The 18,545-nt window shown below is 70.5% G+C and carries 17 protein-coding genes; 12 read left to right on the plus strand and 5 right to left on the minus strand.

The window, feature by feature from the left end:
- The first annotated feature begins 1 nt into the window (after position 1).
- From dapC to ACZ6S4_RS13860, 6 genes are all read left to right on the plus strand, one after another.
- Positions 2 to 1,093 carry a succinyldiaminopimelate transaminase gene (gene dapC / locus ACZ6S4_RS13835; RefSeq protein ID WP_465475261.1) on the plus strand — a complete coding sequence of 364 codons (1,092 nt, stop codon included), beginning with the start codon at positions 2 to 4 and terminating at the stop codon, positions 1,091 to 1,093.
- Between the two features lie 86 nt (positions 1,094 to 1,179).
- The gene (locus tag ACZ6S4_RS13840) at positions 1,180 to 1,602 is read left to right on the plus strand and encodes a hypothetical protein (protein ID WP_465475262.1); all 423 of its coding nucleotides are present in this window, start codon (positions 1,180 to 1,182) and stop codon (positions 1,600 to 1,602) included.
- Positions 1,599 to 3,146: a hypothetical protein gene (locus ACZ6S4_RS13845; protein WP_465475263.1), complete on the plus strand. Its 1,548-nt coding sequence runs from the start codon at positions 1,599 to 1,601 to the stop codon at positions 3,144 to 3,146. The genes ACZ6S4_RS13840 and ACZ6S4_RS13845 overlap by 4 nt, the downstream gene beginning before the upstream one ends.
- Entirely contained in the window at positions 3,143 to 4,252 is a 1,110-nt protein-coding gene (locus ACZ6S4_RS13850) for a S8 family serine peptidase (protein ID WP_465475264.1), read from the plus strand. Before ACZ6S4_RS13845 ends, ACZ6S4_RS13850 begins: the two co-directional genes overlap by 4 nt.
- Positions 4,253 to 4,326: 74 nt before the next feature.
- The gene (locus ACZ6S4_RS13855) at positions 4,327 to 4,974 is read left to right on the plus strand and encodes an SIMPL domain-containing protein (RefSeq protein WP_465475265.1); all 648 of its coding nucleotides are present in this window, start codon (positions 4,327 to 4,329) and stop codon (positions 4,972 to 4,974) included.
- Positions 4,975 to 4,984: 10 nt separating this feature from the next.
- The gene (locus tag ACZ6S4_RS13860; protein ID WP_465475266.1) at positions 4,985 to 6,184 is read left to right on the plus strand and encodes an MFS transporter; all 1,200 of its coding nucleotides are present in this window, start codon (positions 4,985 to 4,987) and stop codon (positions 6,182 to 6,184) included.
- Here ACZ6S4_RS13860 and ACZ6S4_RS13865 read toward each other — a convergent pair.
- Positions 6,181 to 7,035, minus strand: a complete 855-nt coding sequence (locus ACZ6S4_RS13865; protein ID WP_465475267.1) for an aldo/keto reductase — start codon at positions 7,033 to 7,035, stop codon at positions 6,181 to 6,183. The genes ACZ6S4_RS13860 and ACZ6S4_RS13865 overlap by 4 nt on opposite strands.
- Before the next feature lie 109 nt (positions 7,036 to 7,144).
- Between ACZ6S4_RS13865 and ACZ6S4_RS13870 the strand changes: the two genes are divergently transcribed.
- The gene (locus tag ACZ6S4_RS13870) at positions 7,145 to 8,425 is read left to right on the plus strand and encodes a DUF4407 domain-containing protein (protein WP_465475268.1); all 1,281 of its coding nucleotides are present in this window, start codon (positions 7,145 to 7,147) and stop codon (positions 8,423 to 8,425) included.
- A 155-nt stretch (positions 8,426 to 8,580) separates the two neighbouring features.
- Entirely contained in the window at positions 8,581 to 9,063 is a 483-nt protein-coding gene (locus tag ACZ6S4_RS13875; protein WP_465475269.1) for a 2'-5' RNA ligase family protein, read from the plus strand.
- On the opposite strand, the gene ACZ6S4_RS13880 is transcribed toward ACZ6S4_RS13875, so the two are convergent.
- The 4 genes from ACZ6S4_RS13880 to ACZ6S4_RS13895 all read right to left on the minus strand — a co-directional run bounded on the left by ACZ6S4_RS13880 (position 9,056) and on the right by ACZ6S4_RS13895 (position 12,017).
- Positions 9,056 to 9,733: a hypothetical protein gene (locus ACZ6S4_RS13880; RefSeq protein ID WP_465475270.1), complete on the minus strand. Its 678-nt coding sequence runs from the start codon at positions 9,731 to 9,733 to the stop codon at positions 9,056 to 9,058. The genes ACZ6S4_RS13875 and ACZ6S4_RS13880 overlap by 8 nt on opposite strands.
- 532 nt (positions 9,734 to 10,265) lie before the next feature.
- The gene (locus ACZ6S4_RS13885) at positions 10,266 to 10,937 is read right to left on the minus strand and encodes a hypothetical protein (RefSeq protein WP_465475271.1); all 672 of its coding nucleotides are present in this window, start codon (positions 10,935 to 10,937) and stop codon (positions 10,266 to 10,268) included.
- Positions 10,934 to 11,320 carry a hypothetical protein gene (locus ACZ6S4_RS13890; RefSeq protein WP_465475272.1) on the minus strand — a complete coding sequence of 129 codons (387 nt, stop codon included), beginning with the start codon at positions 11,318 to 11,320 and terminating at the stop codon, positions 10,934 to 10,936. Before ACZ6S4_RS13890 ends, ACZ6S4_RS13885 begins: the two co-directional genes overlap by 4 nt.
- A 172-nt stretch (positions 11,321 to 11,492) precedes the next feature.
- Complete coding sequence (locus tag ACZ6S4_RS13895; RefSeq protein ID WP_465475273.1) at positions 11,493 to 12,017, minus strand: hypothetical protein; 525 nt, start codon at positions 12,015 to 12,017, stop codon at positions 11,493 to 11,495.
- Between the two features lie 878 nt (positions 12,018 to 12,895).
- Between ACZ6S4_RS13895 and ACZ6S4_RS13900 the strand changes: the two genes are divergently transcribed.
- The 4 genes from ACZ6S4_RS13900 (at position 12,896) to ACZ6S4_RS13915 (ending at position 18,541) form a co-directional block, all read left to right on the plus strand.
- Positions 12,896 to 14,398: a GMC family oxidoreductase gene (locus tag ACZ6S4_RS13900; RefSeq protein WP_465475274.1), complete on the plus strand. Its 1,503-nt coding sequence runs from the start codon at positions 12,896 to 12,898 to the stop codon at positions 14,396 to 14,398.
- Positions 14,399 to 14,413: 15 nt separating this feature from the next.
- The gene (locus ACZ6S4_RS13905; protein ID WP_465475275.1) at positions 14,414 to 15,448 is read left to right on the plus strand and encodes a quaternary amine ABC transporter ATP-binding protein; all 1,035 of its coding nucleotides are present in this window, start codon (positions 14,414 to 14,416) and stop codon (positions 15,446 to 15,448) included.
- Between the two features lie 175 nt (positions 15,449 to 15,623).
- Positions 15,624 to 17,510, plus strand: a complete 1,887-nt coding sequence (locus ACZ6S4_RS13910; protein ID WP_465475404.1) for an ABC transporter permease — start codon at positions 15,624 to 15,626, stop codon at positions 17,508 to 17,510.
- A gap of 59 nt (positions 17,511 to 17,569) precedes the next feature.
- On the plus strand, positions 17,570 to 18,541 hold the full coding sequence (locus tag ACZ6S4_RS13915) for an ABC transporter substrate-binding protein (protein ID WP_465475276.1): 972 nt from the start codon (positions 17,570 to 17,572) through the stop codon (positions 18,539 to 18,541).
- The last annotated feature ends 4 nt before the right edge of the window (positions 18,542 to 18,545 follow it).

The following is an 18,545-nucleotide window of genomic DNA, read 5'->3' on the forward strand; positions in this document are numbered from 1 at the left end:
CGTGCTGTCGGCCTCGCTGCCCGATTTCCCCTGGGACCTGCTGCAGCCCGCCAAGCAGGTTGCGGCGGGCCACCCGGACGGCATCGTGGACCTGTCGATCGGCACCCCGGTCGACCCGGTCCCGCCGCTGATCCGGGCGGCGCTGACCGAGGCCGCCGACGCGCCGGGCTACCCGCTCACGGCCGGCACCCCGGCGCTGCGCACGGCCATGGCCGACTGGCTGGCCCGCACCTGCGGCGCCACCGGCCGGCTCGGCGTGCTGCCCACGATCGGCTCCAAGGAGCTGGTGGCGTGGCTGCCGACGCTGCTCGGGATCGGCCGCGGCGACGTCGTGGTGATCCCCCAGGTCTGCTACCCGACGTACGAGGTCGGGGTGCGCCTGGCCGGCGCCGAGGTGGTCCGCTCCGACTCCACGCTCGCCCTGGGGCCCGACCCCCGGGTGAAGATGGTCTGGATCAACTCGCCGTCGAACCCGACCGGCCGCGTGCTCCCGGCCGACCACCTGCGCAAGGTGGTCGACTGGGCGCGCGAGCGCGGTGCTGTCGTGGTGAGCGACGAGTGCTACCTGACGCTGGGCTGGGACGAGCAGCCCGTGTCGGTGCTCTCGGACGAGGTCTGCGGCGGCGACTACACCGGCGTCATCTCCGTGCACTCACTGTCCAAACGGTCGAACCTGGCCGGCTACCGGGCCGGCTTCCTCGGCGGCGACCCGGCGCTGATCGCCGAGCTGCTGGCGGTCCGCAAGCACGCCGGCATGATCGTGCCCGCCCCGGTGCAGGCGGCGATGGTGGCCGCCCTCGGCGACGAGTCGCACGTGACGGCCCAGCGGGCGCTCTACGCCGCCCGCCGGGAGTCGCTACGGGAGGCGCTGCTCAAGGCGGGCTTCGAGATCGAGCACTCGGCCGCCGGGCTCTACCTCTGGTCGACCCGCGGCGAGGACTGCTGGGCGACAGTGGACTGGCTCGCCCAACGCGGCATCCTGGCGGCACCCGGCGCGTTCTACGGCCCGGCCGCGGCCCGGCACGTGCGGATCGCCCTGACCGCCACCGACGAACGTGTCGCCGCGGCCGTCACCCGCCTCACCGCCGGCTGACCCCGCGCGGGGGTTCGGGGTACCCGCGCATCGCTCGCGGTCGCTACTCTCATGGCGTTGTGACGACGGGGCTACGGGGAGGCGTCGTGGGCGATCCTGGCATCAATGTGGAGACGGGCGGGCTCACCAAGTTCGCCACCGACGTACGGGCGGACGTCGACAACATCACCGAGCCGGCGGTGGGCCGGGCGACCCTTCCGCTCGACGGCGTGCCGTTCGGCGCGCAGAACGCCAGCGGCGGCGTCCACGCCGCCAAGCAGCGGTACGCCCGCAGCCTGAGCGCGTCCACCGAAAATCTCAGCAACTTCCTGGCCGCAGCCCGCCTGCTCGCCGCCGCGGCGGAGAAGGTGGCCGCCGAGTTCGACGCCACCGACGCCCGCTCGGCCGAGGGCACCAAGCGCGTCGAGCAGGCCCTGTTCAGCGCCGCCGAGGAGGCCCGCCGCGCCCGCATCGCCGCCGAGCAGGCCGCCCATCCGCGCTACCCGAACGGCAAGGCGGTGGCGCTGTGACCGAGCCGGTGCTGAACAGCAGCTGGTGCACGGCCTGGGGGTCGTACAACACGCCCCGGCTGTGGGCGATGGTCAAGGACGAGGACGACCCGGAGGCCTGGCGCCAGGTGTCCGCCTGGGGCGAGATCTCGGGTGCCATGAAGGACCAGCGGGCTCTGCTGCTCAAGGCCCGCGAGGCACTGGTGAGCGCCTGGCCGCCGGAGCAGAACAACTCGGCGGCGGCGTTCGTGGCCGAGGTCGACAAGCTGATCGGCCGGATGGACGCGGCCAAGACCGAGGCCGACGACACGGCCACCGGGCTGGCGAACATCCTGGAGGCCCTGCGCCAGGCGAAGAAGAACATCGAGCCGCTCTGGGAGCAGTACAAGCAGAAGAGCGACGACCTGGTCCCGGCGTGGTGGGACAACGCCGAGGAGGAGCTGGACAAGCAGGCCCAGGCTCACATGATCACGGCCGAGCAGGTCGTGCAGGACAACGTGGCCCGGTTGCGCGTTCCGGACCCGTACGTGCTGGACCCGGTCGATCCCCGCTATGAGGGGGAGACGCTCCCGGACGACGATCGCTCGGGCAGCGGCTCGCCGGGCGCCGTTGGCGCGACCGGATCGTCCGGAGGACGGGGTGGTGGCGGCACGGTGAGCGTGCCGGTGCCGCATGATCCGGTGCCGCCGCTGCCCGGTCGCGATCCGATCGTCCCGGAGGGACCGGCCGGCGGCGGTAGCGGTCCTGGGCTTGCGGAGGTCATCAACCCGCCGGTGGTCAATCCGGGTCCGGTGAATCCGCCTGGAGTGCTTCCGCCCGGCGGCAGCGGCCCGGGCCTCGTGCCGCCGGTGGGTCCGATCGTCGGCCCAGGGGTCGGCGGCGTGGGGCCGCTGGGCACGGGCGGAACGCCGGGCCGTGGACCGGCCGGCGTGCGCGGTACGGGTGTGGGCGGCATCGAACCCGGCGTGCGTGCCACAGGCACCGGCACCGGCGGAGGCGCGGGCGGACTGGGCACCGGTGGATCGGGCGCCGGCGGCCTCGGCCCGGGCGGAATCGGCCGGGGAGCTCGACCGGGTGCCCGTCCGGGAGCTGCCGGGCGTCAGGCGCTGCCCTCGGGTGCGGTCATCGGCGAGACGGTGGCCGGCGAGGGCCGGGGCGCCGGCGGCGGGGCCGGGCGAGGCGGCGCGGGTCTGGGCGGCGCGGGCCTGGGCGGGACCGGGCGAGGCGGTGCGGGCCTGGGCGGGGTCGGTGGACCTGGCGGTGCTGCCCGAGGCGCGGCCGGACGTGCTCCCGGCCAGCGGCGTGGGGCCGAGCCGGTGCGGCCGCCCCGACCGTCCTGGCTGCCGGACGAGCCCGTGGGCACGGCCCGTACGACCGGGACGAGCGGCCTGCCGGGAATGCCGGGCGGCGCCCGTGGCGGTCGTCGGGCGGGCGACGGTGAGCAGCCGCCGTTCGACCCGGACAACCCGTGGGGCGTGGCCGAGGGCGTGGACCCGGTGATCGCACCCGGCTCGGACACCGCGCGGCACGACCCGGGCCCGAACGTCATCGGACGGCACGGGTGACGCTGGCCGGTGGCCGTACCGTGCAGGGCATCCTGGCCGGTCTCGCGGCTCTTGCGGTCGTGTCCGGCTCGGCGGTCCCGGCCTCGGCCGACCCGGCCCGGGCCAAGCAGTGGTTCTTCGCGCCGCTCAAGGTCGCGCAGGCCCAGCAGATCAGCAAGGGCGACGGCGTCGTCGTCGCGGTGCTCGACAGCGGGGTGGACGGCACCCATCAGGACCTCGGCGGTGCCGTACTGCCCGGCCGGCAGGTCGTGCAGAACAAGCCGGTGGGCGACCTGGACACCAACGGGCACGGCACCGGGATGGCCGGCATCATCGCCGGACGCGGGCACGGCGACGACGAGGGCGTGCTGGGCATCGCGCCGCGGGCGAAGATCATGCCGATCTCCCCGGCCAACGACACGTTCTTCGTCGGGCAGGGCATCCGCTGGGCCGCCGACCACGGCGCCAAGGTGATCGTCATGGCCTTCGACATCGCCGACGGGGAAAGCCTGCGGGCGGCGGTGAGTGAGGCCGCGGCGGCGGACGTGGTGCTGGTCGGTACGTCCGGCAACACCGGCGACAAGGGCAACGAGATGGAGTTCCCGGGCGCGTACCCGGAGGTGCTGACGGTCGGCGCGGTGGACCGGGCGAACAAGGTGGCGAAGTTCTCCAACCACGGGCCCCAGGTCGATCTGGTGGCTCCCGGCGTTGACATCCCGGCGCCTGCCCCCGACGACAAGTACGTGACCGGCACGGGCACCAGCGGCGCGGCTGCGATCGTCGCCGGTGCGGCGGCGCTGATCCGTTCGAAGTATCCCGACCTGTCGGCTGCGGACGTCGTGCAGCGCCTCACGGCAACGGCGATCGACCGGGGGGACAAGGGCCGGGACGATTACTACGGCGCTGGGCAGCTGGATCTGCTGGCTGCGTTGACGGCCTCGCAGCCTGGCGCCGCGGCCAGCACGCCGCCGGTGGCCGGGGCTCCTGTGGCGGTCTCGGATGCCGGACCGACCGATGAGGACGGTGGTATCCCGCCGTTCGTGTTCGTGGCCGCGGGGGTGGTGCTGCTTCTGGCTGCGGTGGGAGCGGGGGTCGTGTTCGCCCGATCCCGCCGGACTGCTGGGTAGGCACCGGCTGGCGGCCGATCAGGTCGGGCTCGCATCCGGCCGGGTTTGTCGGACCCGGCGGGTAGCGTCGGGGCATGGCCGAGCAACCGATGATCGTCGTCCGTGGTGAAGCGACCCGGGAGGTCCCGCCCGAGCTGGCGATCTTCTCCGTGACCGTCTCCGCGCGGGACAAGGACCGGCAGACCGCGCTGACCCGGCTCACCGAGCGGGCCGCCGAGCTGCGCACCCACCTCGACGATTTTCCCGAGGCGATCGAGCGCCGCGAGACCTCCGGCGTGCAGGTCCACCCCGAGCTCAAGCGGGGCGGCGAGCGCATCTCGGCGTACACCGGCAGCGTCACCACGACCGTGACGGTGACTGACTTCGCTGTGCTGGGTGAGCTGCTGCTGCGCCTGGCCGACCGGGATCAGACCTCGTTGTCCGGGCCCTGGTGGCAGCTGCGGCCGGGCAGCCGGGCCGGGGCGGAGGTGCGCCGGGCCGCCATCGCCGACGCGATCGGCCGCGCCCGGGAGTATGCCGAGGCGGTCGGCGCGCAGGTGGACCGGCTGGTCGAGATCGCCGATGAGAACGCCGGCGGGGGCGGGCAGCCGATGATGCGGATGGCCGCGTTCGGTGGGGCCCCGGAGGCCGACCTGGCGCTCGAGGTCGACCCGCAGGTGCAGACCGTGCACGCGTCGGTGCTGGTCCGCGTGACCATCACCGAGCCCACCGCCCTGAAGTAGCCGCCGGGGCATGACGATCCACACCGCGGCGTCGCCGCGGCTCAGCCGGGCGGTCACCGTGGTGCTGGCGGCCGCCTGTGGGCTGACCGTCGCCAACCTGTACTACTCGCAGCCGCTGCTCGACCTGATCGCGACGTCGTTCGGGGTCAGCCGCAGCGCGGCGGCGGTCGTCGTCACGCTGACCCAGGCCGGTTACGCGCTCGGCCTGCTGTTCGTGCTGCCCCTGGGCGATCTGCTGGAAAACCGGACGCTGGCCAGCCGCACCTTGCTCGGCACTGCGGCGGCCCTGCTGCTCGCCGCGTTCTCGCCGGTCTTCGCCGTGTTCCTGGTCGTGTCGGTGTTGGTCGGCGTCACCTCGGTGGTCGCTCAGGTGCTGGTGCCGCTGGCCACCCACCTCGCTCCGCCCGAGGACCGGGGCAAGGTGGTCGGCCAGGTGATGAGCGGCCTGCTGCTCGGCATCCTGCTCGCCCGCACGGTGTCCAGCCTGGTCGCCGAGCTGTGGGGCTGGCGCGCCATCTACGTCATCTCGGCAGTCCTGATGCTCGGGCTAGCCCTCGTGTTGCGCCGGGTGCTGCCGCTGCGCCGCCCTGATCATCCGGCCGGCTACCGGTCGCTGCTGGCCAGCCTCGGTGAGCTGGTCCGACACGAGCCCGTGCTGCGGCGACGGGCACTCTGCCAGGCGACGATGTTCGGGGCGTTCAGCGCCTTCTGGACCGCGATCGCCTACCAGCTCATCGCCGAGCACGGCTTCGGTCAGGGGCAGATCGCGGTCTTCGCGCTGGTCGGCGCGGGCGGCGCGGCGGCGGCCCCGATCGCGGGCCGGCTCGCCGACCGGGGGTACGGCCGCAGCGCGAGCGGCGCCGCCCTGCTGCTCGCCGCCCTGTCCTTCGGGCTGGCCCTGGCCGGGCAGCGGGGTGTTGTGCTGCTCGCGACCGCCGCCGTGCTGCTGGACTTCGCCGTGCAGTGTCACCAGGTGCTGAGCCAGCACGAGGTCTACGCGTTGCGCGCAGACGCCCGTGCCCGGCTCAACACCGTCTTCGTCAGCACGATCTTCGTCGGGGGCGCGATCTCGTCGGCGGTCACCGGCGTGCTCTACGGCGCGTACGGGTGGACCGGCGTCTGCGCTCTCGGCGTACTCCTGCCGCTTGTGGGTCTGGGCATCTGGGCCCACGGCCTGGGCCGGACCCGCCCGGCCCAGGTCCGGTCCTAGCTTTCCGGCACCCAGTTCATGGTGTCGGGGTTGGCGCCGGTGCGGCCGCGCTCGCCGCGGTCGAGCGCCGTGATGGTGCCCATCGCGCCGCCGTCGAGCTCGAAGTCGAAGATCTCGAAGTTCTCCCGGACCCGCTCGGCGGTGTTCGACTTCGGGAAGATGATGTCCCCGCGCTGGATGTGCCAGCGCAGCACCACCTGCGCCGGGGTCTTGCCGGCCTCGTTGGCGATGGTCACGATCGCCGGGTCGTCGAGCACCGCGCCCTGGGCGATCGGCGAGTACGCCTCGTTCGCGATCTCGTGGTCGGTGTTGAAGGCGCGCAGCGCGTCGTTGGTCAGGTACGGGTGGATCTCGATCTGGTTCACCGCCGGCCGCACCGTGGTCTCGGCGAACAGCCGGCCCAGGTGGTGCTGGGTGAAGTTGGAGACGCCGATCGAGCGGGCCCGCCCGTCGCGGTAGAACTCCTCCAGCGTGCGCCAGGTCTGGCTGAAGTCGCCGTCGTAGCGGCCCGGCAGCGGCCAGTGGATCAGGAAGAGGTCGACGTAGTCGGTGCCCAGCGCCTTGAGCGAGGCGTCGAACTCGCGCCGGGCGTCGTCCGGCAGGTGCGCGCCGTTGTTGAGCTTGGTGGTCACGAAGAACTCGTCGCGGCTCAGCCCGGACGCGGCGAGGGCCGCGCCGACGCCGTGCTCGTTGCCGTACATCTGGGCGGTGTCGATGTGCCGGTAGCCGATCTCGATGGCCGTCTCGACGGCCGCCTGGGTCTCGGCCTGCGGCACCTGGAAGACGCCGAAGCCCAGCTGGGGAATGGTACGGCCGTCGTTGAGAGTGATGTCTGGCACTGCGGAAGCCATGCTGCTCCTCGGGAGGGTCGGCCGTTGCGTACTACCAGGTTTACCCCCGGCCCGCCGCGATCCACCCGTTTCGGCCCGCGCGCCACTGTGATCGGCGAGACTCGGCTCTATGCGTCGTCGCTTGCTGCTCCGGATCGCCAACGTGAACCCGGACAGCGTGACGACCCATTCCGACCGGGTGCTGTACAGCTCGATCGGCGTCTTCATCGTGCTCTACTTCGTGTACGCGACCGTGGGCGGTGCCGCCTTCGTCGACGCCAGCGCGAACTACACCCATCCCTGGTGGCAGTGGCTGGTCGGGCCGCTGGTGGCGACCGGGGTGGTGGCGTACGACCGGGCGGTGGTCGGCCGGGTGGCGATCAACTATGAGCGCCTGGACTCGCCCGACCCCAAGGACCTGCTCCGCCGCCCGACCTTCGGCCTGTACGCGGGCCGGATCACGCTGGCACTGCTGTTCGCCGTGATCATCACCGAGCCGTTGATGCTGGCGCGCTATCAGGGCGAGATCGACAACCGGCTCAACGACGTGCACAACCAGCAGATCAGCGTGATCGAGGTCGGTGGGGCGATCGCCGCGTACGACGCCCGGCTGCAGGAGCTGAAGAAGCAGACGGTGGCCGAGGACCGGGCCGTGCAGGCGCTGAACACCCGGGCCGCGGAGAAGCGCCGCGATGCCCGCAAGCTCTACCAGCAGGCCATCGCCGACTCCGAGGGCGACGGCGTCTCCCGCAAGGCGGGCTGCCCGGTGGGCGGCTACTGCGACACGCTGGTCAAGCGTTCGCGCGGGCTGGACGACCAGGCCGCCCGGCTGGACGCGCAGGCCGCCCGGCTGCAGGACACCCAGAAGGCCGCCCGGACCGCGCGCGCCGCGGAACAGGCCGATCTCACGGCCAAGATCGCCGAGCAGCGTACGGTCAACGCGGAGGCGATCCGGGCCGACGCCGGCTTCGGTGCCCGCACCAAGGCGATGTGGTACCTGGTGACCAGCGACTTCTGGGGCATCGGCGTGTTCTACCTGGGCATCGCGCTGCTGCTGGTGGCCCTGGACTGCGCGGCGGTGGGGCTCAAGTTCGTCTCGCACGGCAACGCGTACGAGCGCGAGGAGGCCCGCCAGGCCCGCGGCCACGAGCACGAGGCGGCGATCGGCTACGAGCAGGGCCTCAAGGACATGCGCCGGTACGCGGAGGCCACCTCACGGGTGATGGCCGAGGGCATCGGCAAGGCCTCCCGCGACGAGCAGCTCACCGACGTGGCGATCGAACGCGCCCGCGCGCACCTCTACGACTCGGTCACCGGTAGCGCCCTGCCGCCGCTGCCCCCGGTCCCGCTGATCGAGCGGCACCCGGCGGCCCCGCGCACGCTGCGCAACGTGGACCGGCTACGGGCGTAGTGCAAGTTGCAGATCGGCGCTATTATTTCACTCCGGCGTACCGCCTGCCCACGCTCTGTTACCGGCGGCGCGCCGACCGGGCCTCGGCCCGGGTGTCATCAGGTGCGGCGGAGGCGGCGGGTTGATCGCCGCCGCCGCCGTGACACCGTGGCTTGATGCACACGGTCGAGCTCACCCTGGATCCCGCCCTCGACGGCCAGGTCCGTTCGGTCTGGCAGCGCCTGCACGCAGCGGGTCTGCCCAGCCTGGCCACCCACCGGCACCCCACCAACCGGCCGCACCTGACGCTGGCCGCGGCCGACCGGCTGACGCCCGAGGTCACCACCGCGCTCGCCGGGCTGCCGGTCGAGGCGGTGCTCGACGGCCTGATCTTCTTCGAACGCGCGGTGGTCTGGCGAGTGGCGGCGACGGACGCGCTACGTGACCTCCAGGCCGAGGTGTGGCGGGCGCTGACGGGCACGGATCGTCATCCGCAACATGCGCCGGGCGCCTGGACGCCGCACATCAGCCTGGTCCTGCGGGCCAAGGACCATTCCCGCTACGCGGCCGAGCTGCGGGACCTGCCGGTCGCCCGGGGACGCTTCGTGCAGGCCCGGGCCTACGACAGTGCGACGCGTACGGTCACCGCGCTCAGCTGACGCCAGCAACCCCGCTGACCAGCACCGGAACGGTGAAGACGGCACCTTCGCAGGCCGGGTTGGAGGTCGCGGCCATCGCCAGCCCGTCCGGCACGATGAACGCGCCGACATGGTTGCGCTCGACGTCCCAGCGCACTGCGACGGCATCCTGCGCGACCGTGACCCCGTGGTCCACGCAGCCGTTCTCCCGGTGCTCGTCGTCGGCCATGATCGTGCCGGGTGCGGGCGCGACCGAGGTGATCCGGATCGGGAAGTCGTTGTCGTTGGTCAGCGTCACCGTCAGGTTGCCGGTGCTGCCCGGGGTGAGCGGCTTGTTCAGATCGGACCGGCCCCGCAGGTTCAGCTCGACAACCGCGCCGGCGTTCGCCCGGCCCGTCTCCGACCCGGTGATCTGCCAGTAGGCCCAGACCGCGCCGGCGTTGACCAGCACGGCGGCAACCGCGGCGGCGGAGAGGATCGACCGGGTACGCGCGTCGAGCCGGCTCAGGAACCCCGGCGGCCGGGCGGCGGCGACCACGTCACCGGCGGGCTCGTCATCGAAGGCCCGCATTGCCTCGACGGCCCGCATTTCCTCGACGGTGGAGCTTTCCACCGGCACCACGTCCGGCGGCCGGACCTCGTCCTCGCGCCGGTGCAGAACCTCGCGCCTGGTCAGCCCATCACGGATCACAGCGCCACCTCGCCGGCGCCGAACCTGCGAACAGCGGCGATCGGAGCGGCGGCGAACCGTCTGCTGAGCTTGCGCATACGGAGCATCCTCCTGCGATGGTGCGAGAGCCTCAATTGCAGTTACCACGTTCCCGCAAATACCGGTGCGCTGTGATCGGTGATCCGTCCGCCGTTCCCGGCGCATAAATCGGGCAGGAGAGTCTGTCCGGCTTAACCCGCAGGGGGTACGCCGGAACGCGAAACCGCCCGCCCTCCCGATTCATGTAACGATCGGTAAACGCGCAGGTCAGGCACTATGCCCCACTAGCACCGGAAGCGCGCCACAGCAAACCGCCGACCGTCACTGTTTCCGCCGGATGCCGGAAAGCCGTTCATATCTGCCCGTCCACCATGCCGCAGAAGGCGGGCGTCGGGGAATGGGACAACTGTCCACCGCCGCAGGGGAATGGGCCTAACCCGTCCGTGTCGGGACCGGAAAACGCACGTAGCCCCCGACGCCATGGAGGACGCCGAGGGCCACGGGAACTCATGAACTACTTCCTGTCGTCCGTCGGAGTGACCGACGGGGCCGGATCGACCGGACTGCTCTCCTCCGCGGCCGGCGGCGGAGCGTCGGGTTCCTCAGGCTCAGGGTCGATGACTGCGGGTGGCTTGGCAGCGGTGGTCGTTGATGCCGGTGGCGACGTCACCGCTTTGGCGTCATCGCCGGCGGCGGTCCCGGCGGTGGGTGCACCGGGGGTCGCGGCGGGTGCGGCCGACGAGGTGGAGCTGACCAGCTCAGCGGCAGTGGGTGGCGGCCCACTAAAGGTGAGCGTGACGCTGTCAGCGCTGTGGTCACCGATCCAGGTCTCGAATACCGGCTGCACCCGCCAGGTCCAGGTGCCGCCCGGAACAAGTTTGTCTTTGCAGGAAGTGGCGGTTACTCGATCACACACCACGACCGGATTACCGGCGCCGAACCGCGTGACGACGTAGCTTTGCACCTCGACACCCGGAGCGATCTTGTTGCCAACCCACTCGATGTCCGCTCGTTTTCCGCTTTTCGCCACACTCGGCGCATGTCCCGCGGGCATCGCGACCGTTTTGACCGTGATCACACTAGGGGTGATGGCGACCGCCCAGTCCGCGAAGGCGTAGACCGACCCGCCGAACACGATTGCGGCTGCGCCGACAGCGACCAGCGTGGACTTCGCGATGGACCTCATCGGCTCACCTTCGTCGCTGTGCCGTTCAGCTGGATCGTGAAGGACGTCCTCTGGCAAGCCTGTGGTGCATCCGCGGGCATTGCGATCGGGATGGCGCCCACTTCCCTCTTGGAGCGGGCAGGGATTACCACCGGCAACTTCGCGGTGTAGGGCCGCGTCACGACGGTCCCCGGCCCTGGACGGCAGCGAGAGCGGGAGGATGAGGCGATGACGGCACGTAATTTGTTGACCTTGAGATCGAACGGATAAGGGTTGGCGAGCAGCAGCGTCATGTTCTTGGTGACGCCGGGGTAGAGTCCGCGCACTTTGCCGCCCTTGACCGAGATAGCGAAGGGCTTGTCCCCGTGACCTGCCGCGCTGCCCCGACTGGAAGTGACCACCATCTCGCCGTCGCTCGAGGTGGCGGGTCCGGCTGAGGCCGCGGCGATAGAGATGCCAGCCGCCGCTATGCCGGCCGCGACTAGGTTGCCGATCCGACGCAAAATTCTCCCCTCACGGGACGGCAGGCGGCATGTCAAGAGCCGCCTACCGTCTTTGCCGATCGCCAGGCCTCGCTCAGCCCTTTTCGACCGTGCTCGTGCCGGAGAAGGTGAAGTACATCTTGAAGGTCGTGCTCGCACACTCCAGCGGCAGCTTCTCGGAGACCGTCACCTCGATGTCGTCAAGCACGGTGTCCTGGGTGTTCGCCTTGACCGGCAGTTTGCTCACGCCCGGCTTGACGGCGAAGGGCGCCTCGCCGATCGTGCCGAGCTTGGTCAGGCATGCCGTGTTGCTGACTCCGTTCTTCGTCGCCTCGATCTTCGGCTTGCCGTTCTCGACGGTCATGGCGACCTTGTCGATGATCACTGGGAACTCGTTGTTGTTGTCGACGTAGGCCTTGGCGGTCGTCTTGAGGCCCGGGTAGGCCTTCCCGTTGAGGAAGGCATCGGCAAACATCTCCTTGACCTCGGAGGTCTCTGCCTGGGCGGTGCCCTTACCCTCCACCAGCCAGCCGCTCGCCATCGCGACGCCGCCGAGTGCTCCCACCCCCACGATCGAGGCGGTGATGATGGCAGCGGAACGCTTGGTGATCTTGCGCATGGGGAGTTCCTCCTGGAACGGCTGGTCGTGCGACTTCCGCAACGTCGCGGAAAGTCGACGTCCGGTGCACTTGTCGATTGTTTGTGGCGCCGCGGGGGCGTTCCGGCGCTGCGACAAAGATGGCCGATTCTGGGCAGCGCGGCGATAGTGCTTCCGTTTGTCCTATCCGAGACGGCGATACCGCTGGTTCGCGCCGTCCGGGCTAATCCCGACGGCTGACCGCAATGTGAAAGATCAAGCCGCTTCATGACTGCCTTCACCTGCGGCTGGGCGGCTTACCTGGGAACCTGCTGTGGCTATCAGGCGTTGCCGTTGATCACAACTCGGCCGGACGGCCGGGCCGCCGCCAAGGGGCTGTATCGGTAATTTTTCCCGGACTACTCAGGCGCCTTGGCGCAGCATTCTCGCGTGCTTTTTCACCAACGGATTAGCCTGATTGACCGGGTCGTCACCTGAAAGAGGTGTCACGTGGACGCTTCTGTTGGTGAGAGGGGCCGGGACGGTACACCGGCGGGGAGACCTGGCTCAACGATAGCGGCCGGTCCGGCGGAGCGGCCGTCCGGCGCCGGCCGCGCGCATGGTGAAAGATGTCGGCGCTGCTACGGCTCCGGCTGTCAACCGGTACCAGATCTTGACGCACGCCCAGCTCAGGGCCTGTTTACCGGCCTGATTCCGCCATGTTAAGGGCCGAAACACTCATTGCGCTCTGGTAAAACTCTCGCGTCGGCATTGACCACTGTGGGCCGACCCCTCAATCCTATGGCGGCGGTTCGGCGGTTGTGCCGTATCTCAGCCGTCGATACAGGTGGATCCGTGATCCACTGCGAGCGAGCGGCAGGAGCAGGGCACTGGAGACCTCGGCACCACAGGATTTCGACGTGGTCGTTGTCGGCGGCGGTACGGCCGGCGCGGTCGTCGCGTCGCGGCTGTCGGCCGACCCGGGGATGCGGGTGTGCCTGGTCGAGGGTGGCCCGTCGGACGTCGGTGACGACCGGGTGCTGCAGCTCAAGAACTGGCTGAGCCTGCTGGAGTCGGAGTACGACTACGACTATCCGACGGTCGAGCAGCCCCGCGGCAACTCCTACATCCGGCACTCGCGGGCCAAAGTGCTCGGCGGATGTTCCTCGCACAACACGATGATCAGTTTCCTGCCGCCACCCGAGGACTTCCGCGACTGGGTCGACGCCGGGGCGCAGGGGTGGTCGTACGAGGAGATGTTGCCGCTGTGGAAGCGGCTGCTCATCCAGGTCCAGCCGGTCGCGCCCAAGGACCGGAACGCGTTGACCGAGGCTTTTGTCGCCTCCTGTCACACCGCGCTGGGCGTGCCGGTCCACGACGATTTCAACGCCGAGCCGTTCGCCGACGGCACCGGCTTCTTTCCGGTGGCTTATTACCCCGAGACGGGGGTGCGGTCGTCCTCGTCGGTGGCTTACCTGCACCCGTACCTGGATCGCCCGAATTTGACTGTCCTCACCGACACCTGGGCCTATCACCTCGACACCGACGGCGGCCGGGTCACCGGCGTGCGGGTCCGCGACAAGGACGGCGTCGAGAGCACCCTGACGGCTGCCCACGAGTACGTGCTGTCGGCGGGCGCGATCGACACCCCGCGGCTGCTGCTGCTCTCCGGGATCGGGCCGGCCGAGCAGCTCAGCTCGCTCGGCATCGACGTCGCGCTGGACCTGCCGGGAGTGGGTGAGCACCTGCTGGACCATCCCGAGTCGCTGATCCTGTGGGAGGCCGCCCGGCCGGTGCCGCTGGAGACCGCCATGGACTCCGATGCCGGTCTCTTCGTCCGCCGCGACGAGAGCGATCCGCGGCCCGATCTGATGTTCCACCTCTACCAGATCCCGTTCACCACCAACACCGAGCGGCTCGGCTACGACGTGCCCGCGCACGGCTTCGGGATGACGCCCAACATCCCGCGCCCGCGCAGTCACGGCCGGCTGTGGCTGACCAGCGCCGATCCCCAGGTCAAGCCGGCGCTGGACTTCGGCTACTTCACCGACCCGGACGGCTACGACGAGCAGACCATCATTGCTGGATTGCGGATCGCCCGGCAGGTCGCGGCCACCGAGCCGTTCAAGTCGTGGATCGCCCGGGAGATCGCGCCGGGCCCCGAGCTGCAGACCGACGCGGAGCTCTCGGCGTACGGGCGGGCCGCGCACCACACCGTCTACCATCCGGCCGGCACGTGCCGGATGGGCGCCGCCGACGATCCGGCCGCCGTCGTGGACCCGCAGCTGCGGGTGCGCGGCCTGGCCAACGTACGGATCGCCGACGCGTCCGTCTTCCCGGCCATGACCTCGGTGAACCCGGTCGTGACCGTGCTGATGATCGGCGAACGCGCCGCCGACCTCATCGCCGAATCCTCTAGTTGAACAGCGAGGCCCGCCATGCCGCCCACCATTGCTGTCGACCACTTGTGGAAAGTCTTCGGCCCCAAGGCCGACAAGGTCGTCGGCACGCCACTGGCGGAGCTGTCCCGGGCCGAGCTGCGGGCGAAGACCGGCTGCCTGGCCGCCGTCCGGGACGTGAGCTTCGCGGTCGAGCCCGGCGAGGTCTTCGTCGTGATGGGACTGTCCGGCAGCGGCAAGTCCACGCTGGTGCGGTGCCTGACCCGGCTGATCGAGCCGACCGCCGGCGAGGTGCACATCGACGGTGAGGCGGTACGGGCGATGAGCCCCAAACGCCTGCGCGAGCTGCGCCGGCACGGGGTCGCGATGGTGTTCCAGCACTTCGGGCTGCTCCCGCACCGGCAGGTGGTCGACAACATCGCGTACGGGCTGGAGATCCAGGGTGTCGGCAAGGCGGAACGGCACCGCCGGGCCGCCGAGGTCCTGACCCTGGTGGGCCTCGACGGTCACGAGAATCAGTACCCCGACCAGCTGTCCGGCGGCATGCAGCAGCGGGTCGGCCTGGCCCGGGCGCTGGCCACGGACCCGGCGGTGCTGCTGTTCGACGAGCCGTTCAGCGCGCTGGACCCGTTGATCCGCCGGGACATGCAGGCCGAGGTGCGGCGCCTGCACGCCGAGGTCGGCAAGACGCTGGTCTTCATCACCCACGACCTGGCCGAGGCGCTGAGTCTCGGCGACCGCATCGCGGTCATGCGCGACGGCGCACTCGTGCAGGTCGGCACTCCGGAGGAGCTGGTCGGTGCGCCCGCCGACGACTACGTGGCCGACTTCGTCCGCGAGGTGCCCCGCGCCGACGTGCTGACCCTGCGCTGGATCACCCGGGCCGCCGCACCGGACGAGGTGCTCGAGGACGAGCCGTTGCCGGCCGGCACGGTCATCCGCGACACCATCGAGCGGGTGCTGCGGGCCCCCCATCCGATCCCGGTCGTCGACGGCGAGGAGCGGATCGGGGTGGTCGACGCCGAGCAGCTGCTGCCCGCGTTGATCGGGCACCGTCCGCCGGTGCCGGCATGAGCGAGCTTGCGAGCGAATCATCAACGCAGCGCCCGACGGATGTCATCACCGGAGCGCCAGCGGAGGTGATGGCATGAGCACCGTTGTCACGGACGTTCCCGTTCCGGCTGAGGCGGCCGACCCGGCACCGGACGACGCCGCCCGCGGGCCGCGACGGAAGTTGCCCGGCCGCCGGATGCTGGTTCTGCTGCTGGCCCTGGCCACCGCGGCCGTGTATCTGTTCGTGCGGACCTCGGCCCCGGCCGACGACGACAACGCCTGGGCATTCCGGTTCTTCGGCGAGCTGCGCGACTGGGTCGACGCCAACCGGGACACCAGCCCGCTGTTCCTGTACGGCTTCAACTACCTCCGCCTCGGCGTCTCCCTGCTGGTCGACACCGTGCACGCCGCGCTGTACGGGCTCGGCTGGGCCGGACTCGTGGCGGCCGCCGGTGCGCTCGCCGCGGTGGTGGCCGGTTGGCGGATCGCGCTGCTGGCCGTCGCCGGGTTCCTCAGCTTCGGTGTGCTCGGGCTGTGGGAGGAGAGCGTCGACACGTTGGTGCTGACGCTGTCCGCCGTGCTGCTGGCGGTACTGATCGGCGTACCGCTCGGGGTGCTCGCCGCCCGGGTGCCGGCGATCGGCGCGGCGCTGCGGCCGGTGCTCGACGTCATGCAGATCATGCCGACGTTCGCCTACCTGGCCCCGATGACGCTGCTCTTCCTGATCGGCTCGCCCGCGGCCACCATCGCCACCTTGATCTACGCCATCCCGCCGGCGATCCGGATCACCGCGCTGGGCATCACCGAGGTGTCGAAGTCCACCGTGGAGGCGGCGACCGCGCTCGGCTCCACCCGCTGGCAGCTGCTGGGCAAGGTGCGCCTGCCGCTGGCCCGGCCGACCATCGTGCTGGCCGTCAACCAGGCGATCATGATGGCGCTGTCGATGGTGGTGATCACCGCGCTGATCGACGCGCCCGGCCTGGGGCAGACCATCGTGCAGGCGCTGGAACGGGTCAACGTGGGCGCGGCTTTCGACGCCGGCCTGGCCATCGTCGTGCTCGCCGTCGTGCTCGACCGGATCACCACCCACGCCGCGCAGCGGGCCGTACCGACCAACCACCGGTCCGCCCGGCTGCGGGCGGCCGGGCCGCTGGTGGCCGTCGTCGCGGTCGTGGCGGTGACGGTGCTGGGCCGGATGTCGTCGTGGGGCGCTGAGTTCCCGGCCGGCTGGCGGGCCTCGTTCGCCGTCCCGGTCAACGAGGCGACGCGGTGGGTCGAGTTCCACTGGTACGACGCGACCGAAGGCCTGAAGAACGTCGTCAGCGCCGTCCTGCTCGACCCGATCGAGACCGTGCTGACCACGACGCCGTGGTGGCTGTTCCTGGTGGCCGTACTGATCTTCGGCACGCTGAGTAGCGGCCCGCGGGCTGCCGCGATCGCCGCCGTGGCCGTGGCCGGGCTGGTGGGTCTGGGTCTGTGGCAGCACGCGATGCAGACGCTGGCCACCGTCCTGGTCGCCACCGTCGCCACGATGGCGTTCGGCGTCGTCTTCGGCGTGCTCGGTGCGCGGCACGACCGTTTCGCACTGGTCATGCGTCCCGTCCTGGACGCGGCGCAGACCATGCCGTCGTTTGTCTACCTGCTGCCCGCGGTGGCGCTGTTCGGGGCCAGCCGCTTCACGGCCATCGTGGCGGCGGTGATCTACGCGGTGCCGCCGGTGGTGCGCCTGGTCGAGCGCGGCGTGCGCGACGTGCCGGCCACGGTGGTCGAGGCAGCCGTGTCGTCGGGGTCGACCCCGCGCCAGCTGCTGTGGAAGGTGCAACTGCCGATGGCCCGGCGCGGCCTGCTGCTGGCCGCGAACCAGGGCATCGTGATGGTCCTGGCGATGGTGGTCGTCGGCGGCCTGGTCGGTGCCGGCGCCCTGGGCTACGACGTCGTCGCCGGGTTCGCCCAGCGCGAGGACTTCGGCAAGGGCCTGGCCGCCGGTTTCGCGATCGTGCTGCTCGGCATCCTGCTCGACCGGCTCACCCAGGGCGCGGGCCGCCGCGCCGACGACAACCGCCTGCGCCGGCCGGCGACCTGAGTTTCTGCTCTCCCCTCTGCCGCCGTCCGGCGGTAAGCACCATCCGGAAGGAAATCCTGATGAGACACCTGAAATTGATCCGGCTCACCGCGGTGGCCGCGGCATTGAGCATGGCCGTGGCCGGATGTGGCGGTGCCAAGTCCGACGCCGGTTCCTCGGACGCGCCGGCGGCCGGTTCGAAGGGCACGGTCAAGCTCGCCATCAACCCGTGGGTGGGTTACGAGGCGAATGCCGCGGTGCTCGGTCATCTGCTGGAGAAGAAGCTGGGTTACACCGTGGACAAGAAGAACCTCAAGGAGGAGATCTCCTGGCAGGGCTTCGAGACCGGTGAGGTCGACGCGATCGTGGAGAACTGGGGCCACGACGACTTGAAGAAGACCTACATCACCGACAAGAAGGTGGCCGTCGACCTCGGGCCGACCGGCAACAAAGGCGTGATCGGCTGGTACGTGCCGCAGTGGATGGTGGACAAGTATCCGGACATCACCGACGGCGCGAATCTGAACAAGTACGCGGATCTGTTCAAGACCTCCGAGTCGGGCGACAAGGGCCAGTTCCTCGCGGGCGACCCGTCGTTCGTCACCAATGACGTCGCCCTGGTGGCGAATCTGAAGCTGAACTACAAGGTCGTCTACTCCGGCAGCGAGGCCGCCATCATCAAGGCCGCCCAGCAGGCCACGGCCCAGAAGAAGCCGCTGCTGTTCTACTTCTACGAGCCGCAGTGGCTGTTCGCCAAGGAGAAGTACGCCCGGGTGAAGCTGCCCGCGTACACCCCCGGTTGTGACGCCGACCCGAAGAAGGTCGCCTGTGACTACCCGGACTACGTCCTGGACAAGATCGTGAGCAAGAAGTTCGCCGACACCAACAGCACGGCGTTCCAGCTCATCAAGAACTTCAAGTGGACCAATGAGGACCAGAACCTGGTCTCGGACTACATCACCAACCAGGGCATGACCGCCGAAGCCGCCGGCGAGAAATGGGTCAACGAGCACGAGGCCACCTGGAAGCCGTGGATTCCGGCGACCAGCTGACAGA

It is taken from the genome of Actinoplanes sp. NPDC051405 (assembly GCF_055586185.1).

Coding starts and splice junctions, on each gene's coding strand:
- ACZ6S4_RS13905 (WP_465475275.1), top strand. CDS start 14,414: ATGCCGCCCACCATTGCTGTCGACCACTTGTGGAAAGTCTTCGGCCCC.
- ACZ6S4_RS13895 (WP_465475273.1), bottom strand. CDS start 12,017: ATGCGCAAGATCACCAAGCGTTCCGCTGCCATCATCACCGCCTCGATC.
- ACZ6S4_RS13855 (WP_465475265.1), top strand. CDS start 4,327: ATGGCCGAGCAACCGATGATCGTCGTCCGTGGTGAAGCGACCCGGGAG.
- ACZ6S4_RS13910 (WP_465475404.1), top strand. CDS start 15,624: ATGCTGGTTCTGCTGCTGGCCCTGGCCACCGCGGCCGTGTATCTGTTC.
- ACZ6S4_RS13875 (WP_465475269.1), top strand. CDS start 8,581: ATGCACACGGTCGAGCTCACCCTGGATCCCGCCCTCGACGGCCAGGTC.
- ACZ6S4_RS13865 (WP_465475267.1), bottom strand. CDS start 7,035: ATGGCTTCCGCAGTGCCAGACATCACTCTCAACGACGGCCGTACCATT.
- ACZ6S4_RS13890 (WP_465475272.1), bottom strand. CDS start 11,320: ATGGTGGTCACTTCCAGTCGGGGCAGCGCGGCAGGTCACGGGGACAAG.
- ACZ6S4_RS13915 (WP_465475276.1), top strand. CDS start 17,570: ATGAGACACCTGAAATTGATCCGGCTCACCGCGGTGGCCGCGGCATTG.
- ACZ6S4_RS13860 (WP_465475266.1), top strand. CDS start 4,985: ATGACGATCCACACCGCGGCGTCGCCGCGGCTCAGCCGGGCGGTCACC.
- ACZ6S4_RS13885 (WP_465475271.1), bottom strand. CDS start 10,937: ATGAGGTCCATCGCGAAGTCCACGCTGGTCGCTGTCGGCGCAGCCGCA.
- ACZ6S4_RS13870 (WP_465475268.1), top strand. CDS start 7,145: ATGCGTCGTCGCTTGCTGCTCCGGATCGCCAACGTGAACCCGGACAGC.